This is a genomic window from Nonomuraea sp. NPDC049625, assembly GCF_040675285.1.
Lineage (GTDB): Bacteria > Actinomycetota > Actinomycetes > Streptosporangiales > Streptosporangiaceae > Nonomuraea > Nonomuraea angiospora_A.
In genome coordinates, this window is record NZ_JBFAOQ010000006.1 from 154,494 (window position 1) to 172,265 (window position 17,772).

At 72.4% G+C, this 17,772-nt stretch carries 16 protein-coding genes; 4 read left to right on the top strand and 12 right to left on the bottom strand.

All coding sequences use genetic code 11. The features are described from left to right. Positions 1-43 precede the first annotated feature (43 nt). Complete coding sequence (locus AB0J87_RS26720; protein ID WP_363969347.1) at positions 44-1,297, top strand: epoxide hydrolase; 1,254 nt, start codon at positions 44-46, stop codon at positions 1,295-1,297. Between the two features lies 1 nt (position 1,298). On the opposite strand, the gene AB0J87_RS26725 is transcribed toward AB0J87_RS26720, so the two are convergent. Together AB0J87_RS26725 and AB0J87_RS26730 are read right to left on the bottom strand one after the other, a co-directional pair. After that, the gene (locus AB0J87_RS26725; RefSeq protein WP_363969349.1) at positions 1,299-2,174 is read right to left on the bottom strand and encodes a dioxygenase; all 876 of its coding nucleotides are present in this window, start codon (positions 2,172-2,174) and stop codon (positions 1,299-1,301) included. Between the two features lie 67 nt (positions 2,175-2,241). Then, positions 2,242-3,546: a M28 family peptidase gene (locus AB0J87_RS26730; RefSeq protein WP_363969351.1), complete on the bottom strand. Its 1,305-nt coding sequence runs from the start codon at positions 3,544-3,546 to the stop codon at positions 2,242-2,244. Between the two features lie 76 nt (positions 3,547-3,622). On the opposite strand from AB0J87_RS26730, the gene AB0J87_RS26735 reads away from it, so the two are divergent. Together AB0J87_RS26735 and AB0J87_RS26740 are read left to right on the top strand one after the other, a co-directional pair. Continuing rightward, positions 3,623-4,450, top strand: coding sequence for an alpha/beta hydrolase (locus AB0J87_RS26735; RefSeq protein ID WP_363969353.1), 828 nt, complete (start codon positions 3,623-3,625; stop codon positions 4,448-4,450). 46 nt (positions 4,451-4,496) lie between these two features. Beyond that, entirely contained in the window at positions 4,497-5,501 is a 1,005-nt protein-coding gene (locus tag AB0J87_RS26740; protein ID WP_363969355.1) for a HEAT repeat domain-containing protein, read from the top strand. 96 nt (positions 5,502-5,597) lie between these two features. On the opposite strand, the gene AB0J87_RS26745 is transcribed toward AB0J87_RS26740, so the two are convergent. The 10 genes from AB0J87_RS26745 to AB0J87_RS26790 are packed head-to-tail and all read right to left on the bottom strand — an operon-like array spanning position 5,598 to position 15,835. Then, positions 5,598-6,545, bottom strand: a complete 948-nt coding sequence (locus AB0J87_RS26745) for a hypothetical protein (RefSeq protein ID WP_363969356.1) — start codon at positions 6,543-6,545, stop codon at positions 5,598-5,600. Then, positions 6,542-7,765, bottom strand: coding sequence for an FAD-dependent oxidoreductase (locus AB0J87_RS26750; RefSeq protein WP_363969357.1), 1,224 nt, complete (start codon positions 7,763-7,765; stop codon positions 6,542-6,544). Before AB0J87_RS26750 ends, AB0J87_RS26745 begins: the two co-directional genes overlap by 4 nt. Continuing rightward, positions 7,762-8,454 carry an SDR family oxidoreductase gene (locus AB0J87_RS26755; RefSeq protein ID WP_363969359.1) on the bottom strand — a complete coding sequence of 231 codons (693 nt, stop codon included), beginning with the start codon at positions 8,452-8,454 and terminating at the stop codon, positions 7,762-7,764. Before AB0J87_RS26755 ends, AB0J87_RS26750 begins: the two co-directional genes overlap by 4 nt. After that, the gene (locus tag AB0J87_RS26760; protein ID WP_363969361.1) at positions 8,451-9,215 is read right to left on the bottom strand and encodes an SIS domain-containing protein; all 765 of its coding nucleotides are present in this window, start codon (positions 9,213-9,215) and stop codon (positions 8,451-8,453) included. The genes AB0J87_RS26755 and AB0J87_RS26760 overlap by 4 nt, the downstream gene beginning before the upstream one ends. Further along, positions 9,212-10,075: an ROK family protein gene (locus AB0J87_RS26765; protein ID WP_363969363.1), complete on the bottom strand. Its 864-nt coding sequence runs from the start codon at positions 10,073-10,075 to the stop codon at positions 9,212-9,214. Before AB0J87_RS26765 ends, AB0J87_RS26760 begins: the two co-directional genes overlap by 4 nt. Continuing rightward, positions 10,072-12,048, bottom strand: a complete 1,977-nt coding sequence (locus AB0J87_RS26770; RefSeq protein ID WP_363969365.1) for a hypothetical protein — start codon at positions 12,046-12,048, stop codon at positions 10,072-10,074. Before AB0J87_RS26770 ends, AB0J87_RS26765 begins: the two co-directional genes overlap by 4 nt. After that, positions 12,045-12,845, bottom strand: a complete 801-nt coding sequence (locus AB0J87_RS26775) for a carbohydrate ABC transporter permease (RefSeq protein WP_350732213.1) — start codon at positions 12,843-12,845, stop codon at positions 12,045-12,047. The genes AB0J87_RS26770 and AB0J87_RS26775 overlap by 4 nt, the downstream gene beginning before the upstream one ends. A gap of 3 nt (positions 12,846-12,848) precedes the next feature. After that, positions 12,849-13,760, bottom strand: a complete 912-nt coding sequence (locus tag AB0J87_RS26780) for a sugar ABC transporter permease (RefSeq protein WP_363969367.1) — start codon at positions 13,758-13,760, stop codon at positions 12,849-12,851. Beyond that, a complete protein-coding gene (locus AB0J87_RS26785) occupies positions 13,757-15,043 on the bottom strand; it encodes an ABC transporter substrate-binding protein (protein WP_363969369.1) in 1,287 nt (428 codons plus the stop codon). The genes AB0J87_RS26780 and AB0J87_RS26785 overlap by 4 nt, the downstream gene beginning before the upstream one ends. 24 nt (positions 15,044-15,067) lie before the next feature. Further along, positions 15,068-15,835 (bottom strand): GntR family transcriptional regulator, encoded by a 768-nt coding sequence (locus tag AB0J87_RS26790; protein WP_350732207.1) that lies wholly within the window; start codon positions 15,833-15,835, stop codon positions 15,068-15,070. Between the two features lie 195 nt (positions 15,836-16,030). Between AB0J87_RS26790 and AB0J87_RS26795 the strand changes: the two genes are divergently transcribed. After that, positions 16,031-17,758, top strand: a complete 1,728-nt coding sequence (locus tag AB0J87_RS26795) for an ATP-binding protein (protein ID WP_363969371.1) — start codon at positions 16,031-16,033, stop codon at positions 17,756-17,758. Positions 17,759-17,772 lie beyond the last annotated feature (14 nt).

The following is a 17,772-nucleotide window of genomic DNA, read 5'->3' on the forward strand; positions in this document are numbered from 1 at the left end:
TACATCACGAAATTAAATAAATCTCTGATATATTTTGCCGTCGATGGCACCTGAGCAGGAGGCGACGATGAGCGACGAGACCCGGAGCCCGCTGGCGCCGGAGCCGATCCACGTGCCCGACGACGTGCTCGCCGACCTGCGGCGGCGCCTGGAGCTGACCCGCTGGCCGGACGACGCGGGCAACGACGACTGGAGCTACGGCGTCAACCGCGCCTACCTGCGGGAACTCGTCGGCTACTGGCACACCGGCTACGACTGGCGCAAGGCCGAGGCCGCGATCAACGCCTACGAGCACTACCGCGTCGAGGTCGACGGCGTCCCCGTGCACTTCATGCGCAAGCCCGGCGTGGGCCCGAGCCCGACGCCGCTGATCCTCACCCACGGCTGGCCGTGGACGTTCTGGCACTGGTCCAAGGTCATCGACCCGCTGGCCGACCCCGGCGCGCACGGCGGCGACCCGGCCGAGGCCTTCGACGTCATCGTCCCCTCGTTCCCCGGCTTCGGCTTCTCCACGCCGCTGCCGGACCACCCGGACATGAACTTCTGGAAGGTCGCCGACCTCTGGCACATCCTCATGACCCAGGTCCTCGGCCACGAGAGGTACGCCGCCGCCGGCTGCGACGTCGGAGCCATGGTCACGGGGCAGCTCGGGCACAAGTACGCCGCCGAGCTGCACGGCATCCACATCGGCTCCGGGCAGAAGCTCACGCTGTTCAACGGCGACCGGGCCTGGGACCTCAGCGGCGGGCAGCCCATCCCCGACGGCCTGCCCGCCGACGTCCACGCCCGGATCGTGGCCCTGGACAGGCGCTTCGCCGTCCACCTCGCCGCTCACGTCCTGGCCCCGAGCACGCTCGCCTACGGCCTGACCGACTCGCCCGCCGGAATGCTCGCCTGGATCCTGGAGCGCTGGACCAGTTGGAGCGACAACGGCGGCGACCTGGAGTCGGTCTTCACCAAGGACGACCTGCTCACCCACGCCATGATCTTCTGGGTGAGCAATTCGATCGGCACCTCGATCCGCACGTACGCCAACAACAACCGCTACCCCTGGACCCCCTCCCACGACCGGCAGCCGCCCGTCGAGGCCCCCACCGGCATCACCTTCGTCGGCTACGAGAACCCGCCCGGCGTCACCACCGACCAGCGCGTGCGGCACTTCGCCGGCAGCGACCGCGGCGCCTGGTACAACCACGTCAACCTGACCGTGCACGACCGCGGCGGCCACTTCATCCCGTGGGAGATCCCCGGGGAGTGGGTCGACGACCTGCGGCGCACGTTCCGCGGCCGCCGATAGGTCACCGGCTCTCGCGCAGCCGCAGCTCCACATGCGCGTGGCGGAACGGGACGGGCACGCCGTACGCCGCCGCCAGGTCCGCGTCCTCGGCGCGGACGAAGTCCAGCACCAGGCTGTCCTTGACCCCGAACACCGCGTCCGAGTCGAGGTAAGGCGACTCGGAGACGAACACGTGCGTGGTGAGCGGCGCGTGGCCGTCGGCGCCGGCGATGAAGTGGATGTGCGCGGGCCGGTAGGGGTGGCGACCCGCCGCCGACAGGAGCTCCCCGACCGGCCCGTCGTCGGGGATCGGGTACGGAGCCGGAAGGATCGTGCGGAACGCGAACCGTCCCTGGTCGTCGCAGGTGAACAGGCCGCGCAGGTGCCCGGTGGGGACGTCGTCCCGCTGGACGTCGTAGAAGCCCTTCTCGTCGGCCTGCCAGACGTCCACGACCGCGCCGGGGAGGGGGTCGCCGCCGGCCGCGAGCACCTGCCCGGTGACGAGCGTCGGCTCGCCGCCGGGCACCAGGGAGATCGGATCCCCGAGCCGCCGGGGCGGGGAGTCGACCATGTGGAACGGCCCCAGGACGGTGGAGTCCGTGGCCCCGGCGGGCGCCCGGTTGGCCATGGTGTCGACGAGCATCGACAGGCCGAGCACGTCGGACAGCAGGACGAACTCCTGGCGGGTGCCGTCGCAGGTCTGCCCGGTCCTGGTGAGGAAGCCGACGGCCGCGTCGAGCTCGGCCTGGGTGAGCTCGACGTCCTTGGCGAAGGCGTGCAGGTGGCGGACGAGGCTGGTGAGGACCTGCCGCAGCCGGGCGTCACGGGCGCCGGCGAACGACGCCGCGACGACGTCCTCGGAACGCTCTTCGGAGAACCGAACGGGAGTCTGTGACATCGTGATCACGTCCTGGCGGCATTGGGGGGCGTTGTCCCCCAGCATGACCATGGCCGGCGGAGCGCCGCTACCCGCGGAGGTCTGCCGGGGTCCACCCGGCGGTGCCCGCCACGATCCGGACGGCCGCGCGGGCCAGCGGCTCCAGCCCCGCCACGTCGATCTTGTCGATCGTGTCGGCCGAGTCGAACAGGTACATCGGCGCCGACAGGAAGTGCACCAGCGGCACCCCCTCGGGGTGGAAGAACGCGCCGTCCGTCGGCGGCATCGGCGAGAACACGTCCGGGGGCAGGACGAACGACCGCCGCAGGTCCTCCGCCTCCAGCGTCGCGGCGACCAGTTTCTCCAGCCGGGGGGCTCGTGTCGTGAACCACCATCTGACCTCGGGCTCGGCGGTCGGCACGAGCGTGCCGTCCACCGCCTCGCAGCGGAGCGCGGCGTGCTCCAGGTGCAGTTCGAGCACGACGCCGGCCAGCTCCGGCCGGTGGCGGTCGATGAAGGCGCGGGTGCCGGCCGCGTGGGCCATGTGCCCGGAGGTGAGCAGGAACGTCAGGTTGTGCGGGCGCTCCTCGGCCGGGACGCGGGCCCAGTGGCGGGCGGTGGCCAGGACGAGGGCCAGGCCGGAGGCGTCCTCCACGGCCGAGGCCCACGGGGCGTCGTGGTGCGAGGCGACGATGACCGTGTGGGGCGAGCTGCCCGGGAGGGTGGCGACCACGTTGTGGGTGATCACGGTGTCGGTGGCGGACTCGGCGATCAGCTCCCCCTCGCACGGGAGGCGGGCCAGGAGCCGGCGGGCGTCCGTCCCGGACAGCCACAGCGCGGGGATGGGCCGCTCGACCGCGTCGTACGGCACGTAGTAGTCGCGGGTCTCCCAGGGGAGGCCGGTCAGCGCGCCGATGAAGCCCGCGGCCCCGGCGGCCAGGGCGGGCTCGACGACCTCCATCATCCGGGGGCCGAACGGGATCGTCTGGACGAGGGTGTCGAAGACGCCCTCGGGGTCGTACGCCGAGGTGGCGAGCGTCTTGACGTACGACTGCGGCAGCTCGCTGAAGGTCACCTCGTCCACGACGATGTCGCCCGGCCGGGCGTCGGCGAGCCGCGCGATCCGGCCCCGCAGGCCGCCGGTCGGCGCGGTGTGGGGCAGCGGCATGCCGGTCCACGAGGTGCCGTCGTCGAGGCGCAGCAGCCCGGTGCCCGGCTGCCAGCGCGGCACCTCGACCGGCTCGAGCGTGACCTCCAGGCCGAACTCCGCCAGGCGCTCGGCCAGCCACCGCTCGGTCCACGCGTCCGCCGGGTAGCCGGGGCGGCGGACGCCCTGCCCCACGACGGTCTCGATCCAGCCCAGCATCTCCGCCGCGGAAGGCACGTGCTCCATGGCCACGATCCAACCATTGACACGACCCACTTGTGAAGCGAGAGTTTCGGTCATCCGTACAAATTATGGAGGCTGTATGAAGTTCGTCGTGGCCGCCGTCGCGCTCGTACTCGGGCTCCTGGCCAGGCCCGCCCAGGCCGCGGACACCATCGAGGCGCACTACAAGGTCGCGGGCCCGTGGACGGTCGCGACCGCCGACGCGACCGGATACAAGCTCTACTATCCGGCCGACCTCGGGGCGGCCGGCTTCAAGCACCCCATAATCACCTGGGGCAACGGGACCAACGCGGTGCCCACGCAGTATCCGGGGCTGCTCAACCAGCTGGCCTCCTGGGGGTTCGCCGTGGTCGCCTCCACCGACACCACGACGGGCACCGGGTCCGAGATGATCGCCGCGGCCCGGTACTTGATCGACCGGAACACCGACAGCTCCAGCGTCTTCTACGGCAAGCTCGACGTGACCAAGGTCGGCGCGGTCGGCCACTCCCAGGGCGCGGGCGGTTCGGTGAACACCGCCACCAAGTCCGGCGGGCTCATCGACACCGTCGTCCCCATCGCGCTGCCCGCCCCGATCTGGGTGAGCGCGGGCGACGCGTTCCACGTGGACCAGCTGACCTGCCCCGTGCTGTTCGTCAGCGGGTCCAGCGACACGATCATCTCCCCCAACTCGGCGCTGCAGACGTACTACGGCCAGGTCCCGGGCGCGGCGGCCAAGGCGCTGCTCAAGGGCGCCGGCCACAACACGATCCAGGGCACGGGCGGCGGCTTCCTCGGCTACGTGACGGCGTGGCTGATGTACCAGCTCCAGGGCGACACGTACGCGCGCGGCGCCTTCGCGGGCACCTCGCCCGAGATCAACACCAACGCCAACTGGCAGAACCAGGTCGAGAAGAACCTGCCTTGAGGAAAACGGATGGCCGCACGGCGCTCGGCGCGCGACCATGCCTCCCATGGACGTCATCGCCGAAGCGGTCGAGTTGATCAGGAACGCCACCTGTCCGGGCGACTACGACCAGGCGTGGGAACTCGTGGGCAAGGCCACGCAGGATCGGGAGACCGCGGCGGGGCGGGGTTTCGCTCTGGTGCGGTCACCCGATCCCGCCGAGCGCAGGGTCGGCTGCGACCTGCTGGGCAGCGTGGCGCAGGTCGAGGCGTCCCTGCGGGAGCCGGTGCTGCTCGCGGCCCTGGAGCTGGTCGCGACCGAGACCGAAGACACCGTGAACGCCTCGATCGCGCGGACGCTGGGCTGCACGGGCGACGTACGGGCCGTGCCCGAGCTGCTGCGCCTGGCCGAGCACCCCGACGAGGACGTGCGCTTCTACGTCGCGTGGTCGCTGCCGCTGGGCCGCGCGGACGACGCGGTGATCGAGGCGCTGATCCGGCTGACCACCGACCCCGAGGACGAGGTGCGGGACTGGGCGACGTTCGCCCTGGGGACCCAGTGCCAGGCGGACAGCCGGGCGATCCGGGAGGCGCTGTGGGCCCGGGTCGGCGATCAGGACACCGAGGCGCGTGAGGAGGCGATCGCCGGGCTGGCCCGCCGTCGTGATCGCCGCGTCGTGCCGCATGCCGCCCGCCTGCTGGACAACGGCGGGTTCAGCCCCAACACGCTGACGGCGATCGCCTGCCTCGGGGATCCGGCGCTGGTGCCGTACCTGGAGGACTTCGAGGAGGACCGGGGCATCACCGATGCGCTGGTCGAGTGCGATCCGGCGCGGCGCGCGGCGCGCGACGCCTTCGCCGCCGGTCTGGCCGAGGCCCTGCACGCGCGCCTGCCCGAGCTCGACTTCGGCGTGTACGGCGAGCTCTGCGAGGCCGGGCTCACCCTGGCGGCGTCAGGCTCCATCTGGTCGGTCGAGCGGCTCCGCGACCGGGTGAGCGGAGACCCGGTGCGCGCCGCCGACCTCGTCGCCGCCGAGCTCCCACCAAGCGAGTCCCCGGGCGACGCCGCCTGAGCCCGCGAGTCGCCTGACGGCCCGCCCGCAGCACGAAGGCGGCGCCGGGTTGGCGATCAGCGCGGCCGTAGCGCGAAGGCGGCGCCGGGTTGGCGATCAGCGCGGCCGTAGCGCGAAGGCGGCGCGCGGGTTGGCGATCAGCGCGGCCTTGGCCGCGTCGCCGAGCCCTTCCGCCTCCAGCCGCGGCACGAACCGCTCCAGCAGGTACGTCAGCCCCGGCCCGCCGCCCAGCCCCGGCCAGTACGACCGCCGCGCCAGGTCCATCCCGAACAGCAGCCGATGCCCCAGCCCGCGCCCGGCCAGCTCGGCGACGAGCGCGACGATCTCGCTGTCGGGCCCGTACTTGATCCGCCCGGGGCGGTCGAAGGCCAGGTACGCCCCCCTCTCCGCCAATGACGTGAGATATCCGGCGTCGGGATTGTGGTCGATGTGCCCGAGCACCACCCGATCGGCCTCCACGCCGTGCGAGGACAGCGCGTCCAGCAGCTCGTGCCCCATCGTGCCCTTGTCGCAGTGGCTGACGACCGGCACGCCGGTGCGCACGGCGGCCGCGGCCACCGCGCCGATCAGCCGCTCCACCCCGCGCCCGAACGCGTGGTACGAGGTCGCGATCTTGATGGCCCCCGCCCGCGCCGGCGACCGCCGCACCAGCGGCCCGACCAGCCCGTACTCGTCCATGCCGAGCTCGATCTCGGCCACCAGCAGCTCGGCGATCTCGTCGGGCGAGTAGTGGTGCAGCCAGTGGGCGTCGCTGTAGTAGGTGCTCTTGTGGAAGCCGGTCACCGCGATCACGTGCAGCCCGGTTCGCTCGGCCAGCGCCTTCATCAGCGACGGGCTGCGGCCGAACCCGAGCGGCGTCATCTCGACCACCGCGGACAGCCCCAGCCGCCGGGCCGCCGTCACCTCGGCGACGGCGGCGTCCAGGGAGTCGAGCCGGTAGTCGGGCTCGTTGCGGACGGGCCAGTCACCGGTCATGAAAAAGTGCTCATGCGCATAGGTGAGGCCGATCTCCTCGACGTCCCCCAGCACCGTACGAACCGTCACAGGAGCGCTCCTTCCTCGCGAAGCCGGGCGCGCAGCAGGTCCACGTCCACCGCCGCGGGCTCCACCCCGGCCTGTACGGCCAGCGCCGCCGCCGTCCCGGCCGCCTGCCCCATCGCCATGCACTGCCCCATCGACCGGGCCGAGGCGTGCGCGTCGTGCGTGGCCGACAGGCACCGCCCCGCGACGATCAGCCCGTCGACCTCGACCGGGAGCAGGCACCGGTACGGGATCCCGTAGGTGCCGTAGTCGTGCACGTACTCCCACCGGGTGGCCGCCCCGGCGGCGTGGTCCTCGATGGGGGCGCCGCACCGGGCGATCGTGTCGGGAAAATCCCTCCCGGCCAACACATCATCAGAAGTCAGGACATATCGTCCGACGAGCCGCCGCGACTCCCGCACCCCGATCCGCACGGACGTGCTCAGCAGCACCGCCGACTCGTACCCGGGCACCTTGGCCCGCAGGAAGCGGACGTACTCCCGCACCTGCGCGCGTCCCTCGCGTTCGGCGCGCGACAGCTCGAACGGGTCGGTCGGGTCGAACCCGATCACTCTGGTCAGGTTGGTGTGCACGATCCCGTCGTTGACGGTCCTGTGCACGGAGCCCTCGCGCCTGGGCAGGTCGGCGTCGGCCATCAGCGCGTGCAGCTCGGCCGTGCCGGTGGCCGACAGGTCCACCCCGCCCATCCGGAACGTGGCCGTCATCGGCTGCGAGCGCATGCTCGGCCGCTCCAGCGTGGCCCCGGCCCGCCAGGCCACCTCGCCGTCGCCCGTCGCGTCCACGACCACCCGGGCCTTGACCAGGAACCGGCCGGCCACGGTCTCCACCTCGACCCCGGTCCCCGGCACGTACGCGCACACCCGCGCGTGCAGCAGCACGCCGGCGCCGGAGGTGAGCTCGTCCCAGACGAGCTTGAGCTCCTCCGGCTCGTACGTGACGCCGGTGCCGGCCCCGTACGTGTTGGGCCGCTCGAAGGCGGCTCCGGCGGAGAAGAGCCGTTCGCACACCTCCCAGCCGATCCCGCCGACGACCCGCCGCGAGACCGGGCCGGGGGCGTAGAAGCCGTAAAAGGTGTCGAGCACGGCGACGCCGGTGCCGCCGAGGAAGCCCGACGGCTCCACCAGCAGGCACGACGCGCCGGCGCGGACCGCCGCCACGGCCGCCGCGCACCCGGCGCTGCCGCCGCCGGCGACGACCACGTCGCCTTCCCACAGGACGTTCACCGCAGATGCCACCCTCCGTCGACGGGAATGACCGCGCCCGTGGTCCGCCCCGACGCGGGCGAGAGCAGCCACAGCACGGCCTGCGCGATCTCCTCCGGCCCGCAGGGGCTCGCGCCGAGGGGCATCAGCGCGGGCATCCTGGCCTGGACGGCGGCGGACGTGCGGGCGCGGACGCTCATCGGCGTGGCCACCAGGCCGGCCGAGACCAGGTTGACCCGCACCCCGCGCGGCGCGGCCTCGCGGGCGGCGGTCCTGATCAGCGGGATCAGCGCGCCCTTGGCCGAGGCGTAGGCCACGGTGCGGAAGTCGTCGTCGATCGACGTGCCGAGCGCCGAGCCGATCACCACGATCGACCCGCCCTCGGGCAGCGCGGGGATCGCCGCGCGCAGCAGCCGGAACACCGACTCGTGGTTGACCCGGTGCACCTCGTGCCAGGCCTCGTCGGTGCACTCGGTCACGCCGCCGTCGCCGAGCCTGCGGCCGGACATGCCGACCGCGTGCACGACTCCGGCCAGCCGCCCGTGCCGGGCCGTGGCCTGGGCCAGCGCCTTCTCGACCCCGCCGGGCTCGGTGATGTCGATGCCGTCGGCGAGGTCCACGCCGTACGCGCTCGTGCCGGACGCCTCGACCGCCTCCACGCAGGCGCGGCCGATGCCGCCGTCCGAGCCCGCCACCAGGACGGCGCTCATGGCTTCCTGAGCACGGCGGCGGCGCGGCGGGCGTGTTCGAGGTAGGCGGCCTCGAACAGCTCGTCGGAGCGGGGTCCGCCGACGAGCTTGGCGCTGGAGATGACCGGCGGCGTCCAGCCGCCCGCCACCAGCAGCTCGGCCGTGCGCACCTTGATCTCGTTGACCACGGAGACGGCCGCCAGCGTGCTGCCGGGGCCGACCGGCTCGGCCAGCCCTTCGACGTGGCACAGCGCGTCGCCGACCGGGGTGCGCAGGTCGACCACCACGTCGGCGTGGTCGGCCAGCCGGGTGCCGCTGGGGTGTCCGGGCTCGACGGCCATGGTCTCGTTCATCGAGGTCACGGCCACGACGGACAGGCCCGCCTTGCGCAGGCCCATGGCCATCTCGATGGGCACGGCGTTCAGCCCGCTGACGCTGAAGACGATGGCCGCGTCGCTCGGCCGCAGCTCGAAGTTGCCCAGGATGGCCTCGGCCAGCCCTTCGACGCGCTCGATGAACATGGCCTGGCGCATCCCGTTCGAGCCGGCCACCTGGGTGTAGAAGGTCGTGGACAGGTCGACGATGGGGTGGAAGCCGGGGTAGGAGCCGTAGCGGGGGAACATCTCCTCCACGCCCATCCGCGAATGTCCGGTTCCGAACGTGTGCACCACTCCTCCGCCGAGGATCGCCTCAGAGGCGATGCGAGCGGCTTCGGCGAGGGCGTCCTCCTGTGTCCGTTCGATCTCGCCGAGCAGCTCCATGGCGCGGCTTATCCACTTCATCCAGATCTCCTCCCATAGAGTGCGGCGCCGATGGCCCCCGCCATCGGGCCGAGTACGGCGGGCAGCACCGTGACGTCCCCGATCAGCGGTCGTCTGCGCGCGAGTTCGTTGTGCAGGGTGGATCGCATGAGGTCGAGCGCGCCGGAGATACCGCCGCCGACGACCACCGAGCCGACGCCGAAGAACGCGGCCGCGTCGCCCAGGGCCACGCCGAGCGCCCATCCGGCCTGCTCGAACACCTGGGCCGCGCGCTCGTCCCCGGCCCTGGCGGCCTCGGCCACCTCCGCCGCGGTGGCCGACGCCGTCCCCGGGCGGAAGGCCCGCACGATGCCCGGCCCTCCGGCGAACGTCTCCACGCAGCCCCGGTTGCCGCAGCAGCAGACCGGCCCCCAGGGGGAGACGGTCAGGTGGCCGATCTCGCCGAGGTTGTCGCGCGGCCCGACGAGGACGGTCCCGCGCAGCGCCACGGCCCCGCCCACGCCGGTGCCGAGCACGGCGAACAGCACGTCGGCCAGCCCGCGGGCGGCGCCCAGCGCCAGCTCGGCGCGGGCGAACGCGCGGGCGTCGTTGACGACGGAGACGGGGACCCCGGTCAGCTCGCGCAGCCGGGCCCCCACGGGGTAGCCGTCCCAGTCACCCGGCGGATTCGGGACGAACAGGGCGGTCCCGGTGTCGCGGTCCACGTGGCCGGGGAGCCCGATCCCGATGGACCCGGCGTGCGGGGCCAGCGAGGCCGCGAGCTTCACCGCCTCGTCGGGGCCGGGCGGCGTGGGGACGGTGCCTGAGCCGGAGACCGCGTCGCCTTCCAGCGTCACCCATTTGATGGACGTGCCGCCGACGTCGACCCCGAGCGCGGTCACGGCCCGACCTCCAGCGCCCGGGAGGCGAAGCGGGCCCCGCCGCGCGGCCGCCGGAAGGGTTCGACGCCGAGCAGCCGCAGGTAGGCCAGCAGCGGCTGGGAGTGGCTGTGCAGGTTGGCGACCGGGTACGCCTGCATGGCGACGCCGACCTCGGCCAGGTCCCAGGTGCGCCCGGGGCGGCCGGTCTCGGGGGCCAGGTAGGCGTCGGGGCCCGACAGCGTGCCCTCCCAGACGTCCGGGTAGGCGGCCGTGTGCGCGGCCAGCGTCATCCGCCGCCACCAGTCCCAGGCCAGGTCGGGGAGGTGTTCGGCGGCGGCCCAGACGAGCGTCATGTTGATCGCGTACCAGATCGTGCCGACCCCGCCGGGGCCGTACGCGTCGGCGGCGGGCCAGCGCAGCCGGGCGCCCAAAGGGGAATCGGCGGCTGAGGTGCGCTCGATCGTGCGCAGCAGCTCCACGGCCCGCTCAGGTGGGGCGGCGCCGCACAAAATGGCCCAGGGCTGCACCTCAAGCCACAGATCGTCGTCGCCGACGACCGCTCCCGGGCCGTACGCGCGGCGGTACCAGCGCCCGTTCCACTCCCCCGCGACCAGGTCGCGCAACTCCTGGCCGAGCTTGCGGGCCTCGGCGGCGGTCGCGTGGTCGCCGAGCCGCTCGGCCAGCGTCGCGTAGCGCGGCAGGACCCAGGCGGCCATGGCGGAGTTGAGGACGGACTCACCCTGGGCGATCATCACCTCGCGCGGCACGCCGCTCTCGGTGATGGCCATGTCGTTCCAGTCGGCGTTGAGGATGCGGACGTGCCCGTGCTCACCCCGTCCGACCACCTCGGCGAAGAACCTGAACTGCCTGCGCAGGTTCTCCAGCAGCGGCACCCCGGGGGTCCCGTGGACCGGGTGGTACGGCACGTCCGCGCGGAAGGCGGCCTCGTCGCCCGTCGCGCTGAGGTACTCGGCGGCCAGCCACAGGGCCCACAGGTTCTGGTCCGACGGGCGGAACAGGTCGGTCCAGGGCCGCTTGTCCGGTCCGAGCGCATACGGCAGGTCGCCGTCGGGTCCACCCCACGCGCACGTGTTGCGCAGCACGGACAGCGCCAGGTCGGGCTCGATGTGGACGAGCGGGAGCGCGTGCTGGAGCGGGTCGCGGGCGGCGCCGTTGAAGCCGTGCCGGAAGGAGTAGCAGGATCCCTGGTCGAGGGTGTGGCCGCCGAGCACGCCGTCGGCGCAGGCCGCGCCGGTGAGCAGGGCGGCGTGCCACGGGATCTCCCGCTCGGCCTCGGGCGCCCGCGCGGCGGAGGCGCGCGGCAGCCGGGCGCGCAGGGCCTCCAGGCTCTCCTCGAACGTCGCGGTCCCGGACGAGGGGCCGAGCAGGCCGTAACGGAGGTCCAGCACCCGCTCCTCGCCCGCCGCCAGCTCCAGCGGGAGCACGAGCCGCCCGGACCGCGTCCTCGCTCCGCCGATCAGCTCCAGCTCGAGCCCGGGGTCGTCGGCGTCGGCGGCGCCGGTGATGAGCTCGACCCGGGCCGGCCTGGCCGCCCACTCCTCGGTCGCCTCCAGCCGTACCGGCGCGTCGAGCAGGTTGCGCACCCGCAGCCGGATCAGCACCCACGGCTGCTCGCCCTCCGGGCAGAGGACCGTGCGTTCCAGCGCCACCCGCTCGTCGGCCACCCGGACGACGGCGAAGGTCGGCCCGAAGATCCGCTCAGATCCCGAAATATCGGTGGAAAGCTCGCCAATGCGGGTCACGCCGGTCCCCCGGGTGAGCCACAGCAGGCCGGTGTGCTCGTCGAACAGGTCGCTCAGCCCGTAGTTGTCCGACACCAGCGTGATCCGCCGGTTGCCCACGTGCGCGAAGTGCCGCCGCGTGGGCGGGTCCAGCACGGGGTCCCACTCGGCGCGCGGGTCCCGCTCCTGGTCCAGCGTGTACGCGAACGCGGGCAGCCCGTACGCCGTCGTCCACTCCCCGTACGAGCTCATTTGCGCACCCCTCCCAGGGTCAGCCCGGCGACGTAGTAGCGCTGCAGCAGGAACATCAGCGCCAGGGGCGGCACCGCCGTGATCAGCGCGGCGGTGCTGACCAGGCCGATGCTGAAGTCGTACTCGGTCTGGAGCTGCGACAGCCCCACCGGCAGCGGCCACAGGCCCGGGTTGTTGGCCACGATGAGCGGCCAGAGCAGGTTGTCCCACTGCGCGAGGAACTGCAGCAGGAAGAGCGTCAGCAGCGCGGGCCGCAGCAGGGGCACGCCGATGCGGGCGAAGATGCGCAGCTCGCTCGCCCCGTCCACCCGCGCGGACAGCAGCAGCTCGCGCGGCAGCGCCAGGGCGAACTGGCGGACCAGGAACACCCCGAAGGCGCTCATCATGAACGGCACGATCATGCCCTGGAAGGTGTCGATCCAGCCCAGCGCCTTGACGATGAGGTACATCGGCACGAGCACCACGATCGGCGACAGCGACAGCGTCCCCACGATCACCGCGAACAGCGCGCGGCTGCCGGGGAATCGGAGCTGCGCGAGCGCGTACCCGGCGGCGGCGGACAGGATCACCTCGAGCACCGCGATGCCGAGCGAGAGGATCAGGCTGTTGCGCAGGTAGAGCGGGAAGCCGCCCTGGCCGAACAGCTGCGCCACGTGCGCGCCCAGCTGGGAGACGTCGAACGACAGCCCGCCGAGATCGCTCGCGTCCGAAGCCGAGGAGACCGCGAACATCGCGTACACCGGCAGCAGCATGACGGCCACGACCAGCGTCAGGACGGTCCCGCGTAAGACCTTCACCCGTCATCGCCTCCCCGCAGCACGCGGAAACTGCGCGATCGACAGCGCCAGCATGGCCGCGAGCAGCACCATCGCGATGGCCGACGCGTAGCCCATGCGCTCGAACGTGAAGCCGGTCGCCCACATGTACAGCGGCAGCACCTCGGTCGCGCCCGCCGGGCCGCCCTTGGTCAGCAGGAAGGCCGGCACGAACGACTGCATCGCCCCGACCACCGCGATGACCAGCACGAACAGCAGCGTGCGGCGCAGCAGCGGCAGCGTGATGCGGAAGAAGATCCGCACCGGCCCGGCTCCGTCGAGCCCGGCGGCCTCGAAGACGCTCAGCGGCAGCCCCTGGAGGCCCGCCGTCAGGATGATCACGAACAGGCCGAGGTGCTTCCACGTCGTCATGATCACCAGGGCCCAGAGCGCCAGGCCCTCGTCGGTCAGCCACGGCTTCGGCTCCGCGCCGGCCAGCCCGATCAGCGCGTTGGCCAGGCCGTCCTCGGCGAAGATCACCGACCAGGTCAGCGAGGTGGCCACCAGCGGCATCGCGGCCGGGATCATGATCAGCCCGCGCAGGAAGGCGTTGTAGCGGCCCGGCTTGCTCAGCGGCACGGCGATCGCCAGGGCGAGCACGATCGACGGAACCACGGAGCCGGCGGTGTAGACGGCGGTGACCCTGGCCGAGTTCCAGAAGCCGGGGTCCTCCAGCATCCTGCGGTAGTTGTCCAGGCCCGTCCACTCTGGGGCGCCGGCGAGGTCGTAGCTGGTGAAGCTGAGGTAGACCGCCGACACGAACGGCACGACCCAGAAGACCAGGAAGTACAGGGCGGCGGGGAGGGAGAGCAGGGCGCCGGTGCGCGCCTCCGCCCAGCGCTGCCCCTGGCCCGAGACCCGCGCGACGCGAGGTGCGAGCCCCAGAGACAGCGTCATAGGGCGATCCGCATCGCCTGGTCGAAGTCGGCCGCAGCCTGCTCGGGCGTCTTCTTGCCGAACGCCACCGCGTCGCCGGCGTCGGTGAGCGCCTTGGCCATCTCGTTCCAGACGGGCGTCTGCGGGCCGAAGTCGGCGTGCGGGGCGGAGGCGGCCATGATGTCGATGGCCTTCTGGTCGGCCCCGGGCAGCTTCTCCCAGCCCTTGACCGGGGTGAGCAGGCTGGCGTCCTTGAGCTGCCTGGCGGCGACGTCCTCGCGCTGGAGGTAGTCGATGAAGTGCCAGGCGGTGTACTGGAGCTTGGACTTCTGGGCGACCGCCCAGCCCCACGTGTAGGCGGGGGCGACCGGCCGGCCCGACTCCCAGCGCGGCATCGGCGCGATGTCGAAGCCCTTGCCGAAGGTCAGCTTGGGGTTCAGCGTCGGGAACAGGTCCATCGCGAACAGCCCGGACACCAGCATGGCCGCCTCACCGGTGGCGAACAGCCCGAAGCCGGACAGCGGGTTCGACAGCTTGGGGTTGCCCAGGCTGCCGTAGTAGCGCAGGGCCTCGACCCCGGCGTCCGAGGCGAGCGTGGCCTTGGTGGCGTCGGGGCTGAGTATCGTGCCGCCCTTGCCCTTGACCAGGGCGAGCAGCTGCATCAGCGTCCACTGCGGGCTGCCCAGGATCCACTGCAGGCCCACCTTCTTGCCGTCGGCCGAGGTCAGCCGCTTGCTGTACTCGGCGACCTCCTCCCAGGTGGTGGGCGGCTTGTCCGGGTCGAGCCCGGCTTCGGCGAACCTGTCCTTGCGGTAGTAGAGGTAGCAGATCGTGTAGTCGATGGGGACGCCGTACAGCTTGCCCTCGTACGACAGCGAGCCGATCGCGTGCTCGTCGTACGCCTGGACCAGCGCCTTCTCGTCGGCCACGCCCATGGCCTTGGGGATGATCGGGGCGAGGCGGCCCTTGCGGGCGTGGCCCGGGATCGTCCAGCCGCCGATCTTGACCAGGTCGGGCGGGACGTCGCCGGCGAACGCGGTCAGCAGCTTGGCGTCGAGCTTGTCGACCGGCACGTACAAGGGGGTGATGTCGACGCCGCCGAACTCCTGCATGTAGCTGCGCAGCAGCGGGTTGAAGACCTTGTCGTACGCCTTGGTCTGGTGCAGCCAGACGGAGAGTTTCCCGCGCGGCACCCCGTCGGCGGGGACCGTGGCGGCCGGTTCCGAGCCGCAGGCGGCGAGCAGGCCGGACGCCGTCGCGAGGGTGGCGGTTCTGAGCAGGGCACGGCGGGTCAACCTGGTCATGCTCGACCTCCCGGTATGGGGGTTTTACTGGCCCATGAGTGCGTTGTTGGGGTCGTTGAGCTCCACGGAGAACACGGTGAGATCGCCGCGGGCGTGGCGGATGGTGTATTCGAGGGCGATCCCGCTCTCGGTACACGTGCTGCGGGCGGTGGCCAGCAGGGCCGCGGCCATGGGCACGCGCAGCAGCTCGGCGAGCCGGTAGTCGGCGTTGACCGCGCCGATCGTCTCCCGGCCGCTCGCGGGGGTGAGGCCGTACTTGGTGCGCAGCAGGTCGTAGAGGGAGCCGGTGAGGTCCTCGTCGAGGATGCCGGGGACCAGCTCGACGGGCAGGTGGGCGCTTTCGAGCATGCAGGGCACGCCGTCGAGCAGGCGCAGCCGCTCGACGAAGACGATCTCCTGGTCCTCCCGCACGCCGAGCGCGGCGGCGGCGTCGGACCCGGCCTGCTGGAGGTGGGCCTTGAGCAGCCGCGTCGCGGGCTTGCGGCCCAGCCGCGCCATCGTCTCGGTGAACCCGACCGGCCGCGAGCCCAGCTCGGGGGCCACGGCCTGCGGGGCGGTGTAGGTGCCGCTCCCCTGCCTGGCCACCAGCAGCCCTTCCTGGACCAGGTCGCCGATCGCCCGCCGGGCCGTCGCCCTGCTCACGCCCGCGTAGACCATCAGGTCCTTCTCCGCGGGGATCATCGTGTCGGGCTCGCAGTCGCGGATCACCGCCCGCAGGCGCTCGCGCAGCTGGTAGTAGAGCGGCACCGCGGCTGACGGGTCGAGCGCCAGCCTGCGTTCCCAGTCGGTCATGACGTCTCCGCCCCAGTTGTACGGACGACCGTATCTTTTCTGCTCACCGGGCAAGTGTCAACCATGTGATCCCACAGGGCGATAGCGCACGTGAAATGCGCCGGACGCACACCTCGGGGCCACTACGCTCCTTTAGAAGGGCGTTTCGTGGGGGCGGAGGGATGAGTGACGGTCAACGGGGCGGTAAACCATCAGGTGAGCACAGCGGCGGCCACAGCGGGTGAGGCCGTCGGGCGGGTGCTCGGCACGCAGGCGGCCTCGCCGCTGTCGTTCTGGGTCGGCCTGGAGCCGGGCAAGGTCGTCCAGCTCGACGACGTGGTGGTGACCAGGCGCGAGGTGCCCGGCCACGGTACCGTGCTCGTGGCGGGCGTGGTGACGACCGTGGAGGCCAGGCACGAGGGCGCCGCGTACGACTCCGACGTCTTCCTGATCGCCGACGGCGCGCTGCCGGCCGCCGTGGTCGAGGTGGCGGAGGTGCGGGTGACGCGGGTCGAGCCGGAGGTGTTCGTGCCGCCGCTGCCCGGCTCCAAGGTCTTCCTGGCCGGCTCGGGCGACCGCGACCAGGCCCTCTACTTCGACGTGATGGACCGCCGCATCCCCCTGGGCATGGGCCGCGACGGCCAGCCGCTTTACGTCAACTTCGACTTCCTCGACGGCACCCGCGGCGCCCACGTGTCGATCTCCGGCGTCTCCGGCGTGGCCACCAAGACCTCCTTCGCGACCTTCCTGCTCTACTCGATCTTCAATTCGGGCGTGCTGGAGGGAGAGGCCGCCAACACCAAGGCGCTGATCTTCTCCGTCAAGGGTGAGGACCTGCTCTTCCTCGACCACGACAACGTGCGGCTCGACGAGCGCGCCAGAGGCGTCTACGCCCGGCTGGGGCTGCCCGCCAGGGCGTTCGGCAGCGTCCACGTCTTCGCCCCGCCCCGGCCGAACGACCCCAACGGCGTGCCGCACGTCTCCGCGCGTACGCAGGGGGTGAGCTCCTTCTACTGGACGCTGGTCGAGTTCTGCCAGGAGGAGCTGCTGCGCTTCGTGTTCGCCGACTCCGACGACGAGCGGGCCGGCTACTCCCTGCTGGTCGGCCAGGTCGCCGCCCGGCTGAAGGCGTGGGCCGAGCCGGTCGGCGACGGCGGCGCGATCATGGTGCGGGGCACGTCCTGCCGTACGTTCACCGACCTCGTCGAGCTGCTGTCCGACGAGCTCCAGGACGAGGGCACGCGCGGCGAGTGGACCGGCGCGCAGACGCCGCTCGGCACCGTCAACGCGTTCCTGCGCAGGCTCCGCAGCGCCGTGCGGCCGCTGTCCCCGATCGTCCGGGGCGACCTGCCGTTCTACCGCAACCACTCGGTCCGCACCTCCGACGCGCAGGTGTCGATCGTGGACCTGCACAACCTGCCGGAGCGGGCGCAGCGGTTCGTGGTGGGCGTGGTGCTGCGCGGCGAGTTCCACCGCAAGGAGTCCTCGGGCACGGCCCGGCCGCTGCTGTTCGTGGTGCTCGACGAGCTCAACAAGTACGCCCCGCGCGAGGGCGACTCCCCGATCAAGGAGATCCTCCTGGACGTGGCCGAGCGGGGCCGCTCGCTGGGCGTCATCCTCATCGGCGCCCAGCAGACCGCCTCGGAGGTGGAGCGGCGCATCGTCTCCAACAGCGCCGTACGCGTCGCCGGCCGCCTCGACCCGGCCGAGGCCGCCCGGTCCGAGTACGGCTGGCTGCCCCCGGCCGTCAGGGAGCGCGCCACGATCGCCAAGCCCGGCACCATGTTCGTCGCCCAGCCGGAGATCCCGGTCCCGCTGGCCGTCGCCTTCCCCTTCCCGGCCTGGGCGACCCGGCCGTCCGAGGCCGCGACCGAGCCGGCGAAGGTCTCGGCCGATCCGTTCCAGGGCCTGCCCGGCGTCGAAGACGACATCCCGCCCTTCTGACCACAGGTGGTTTC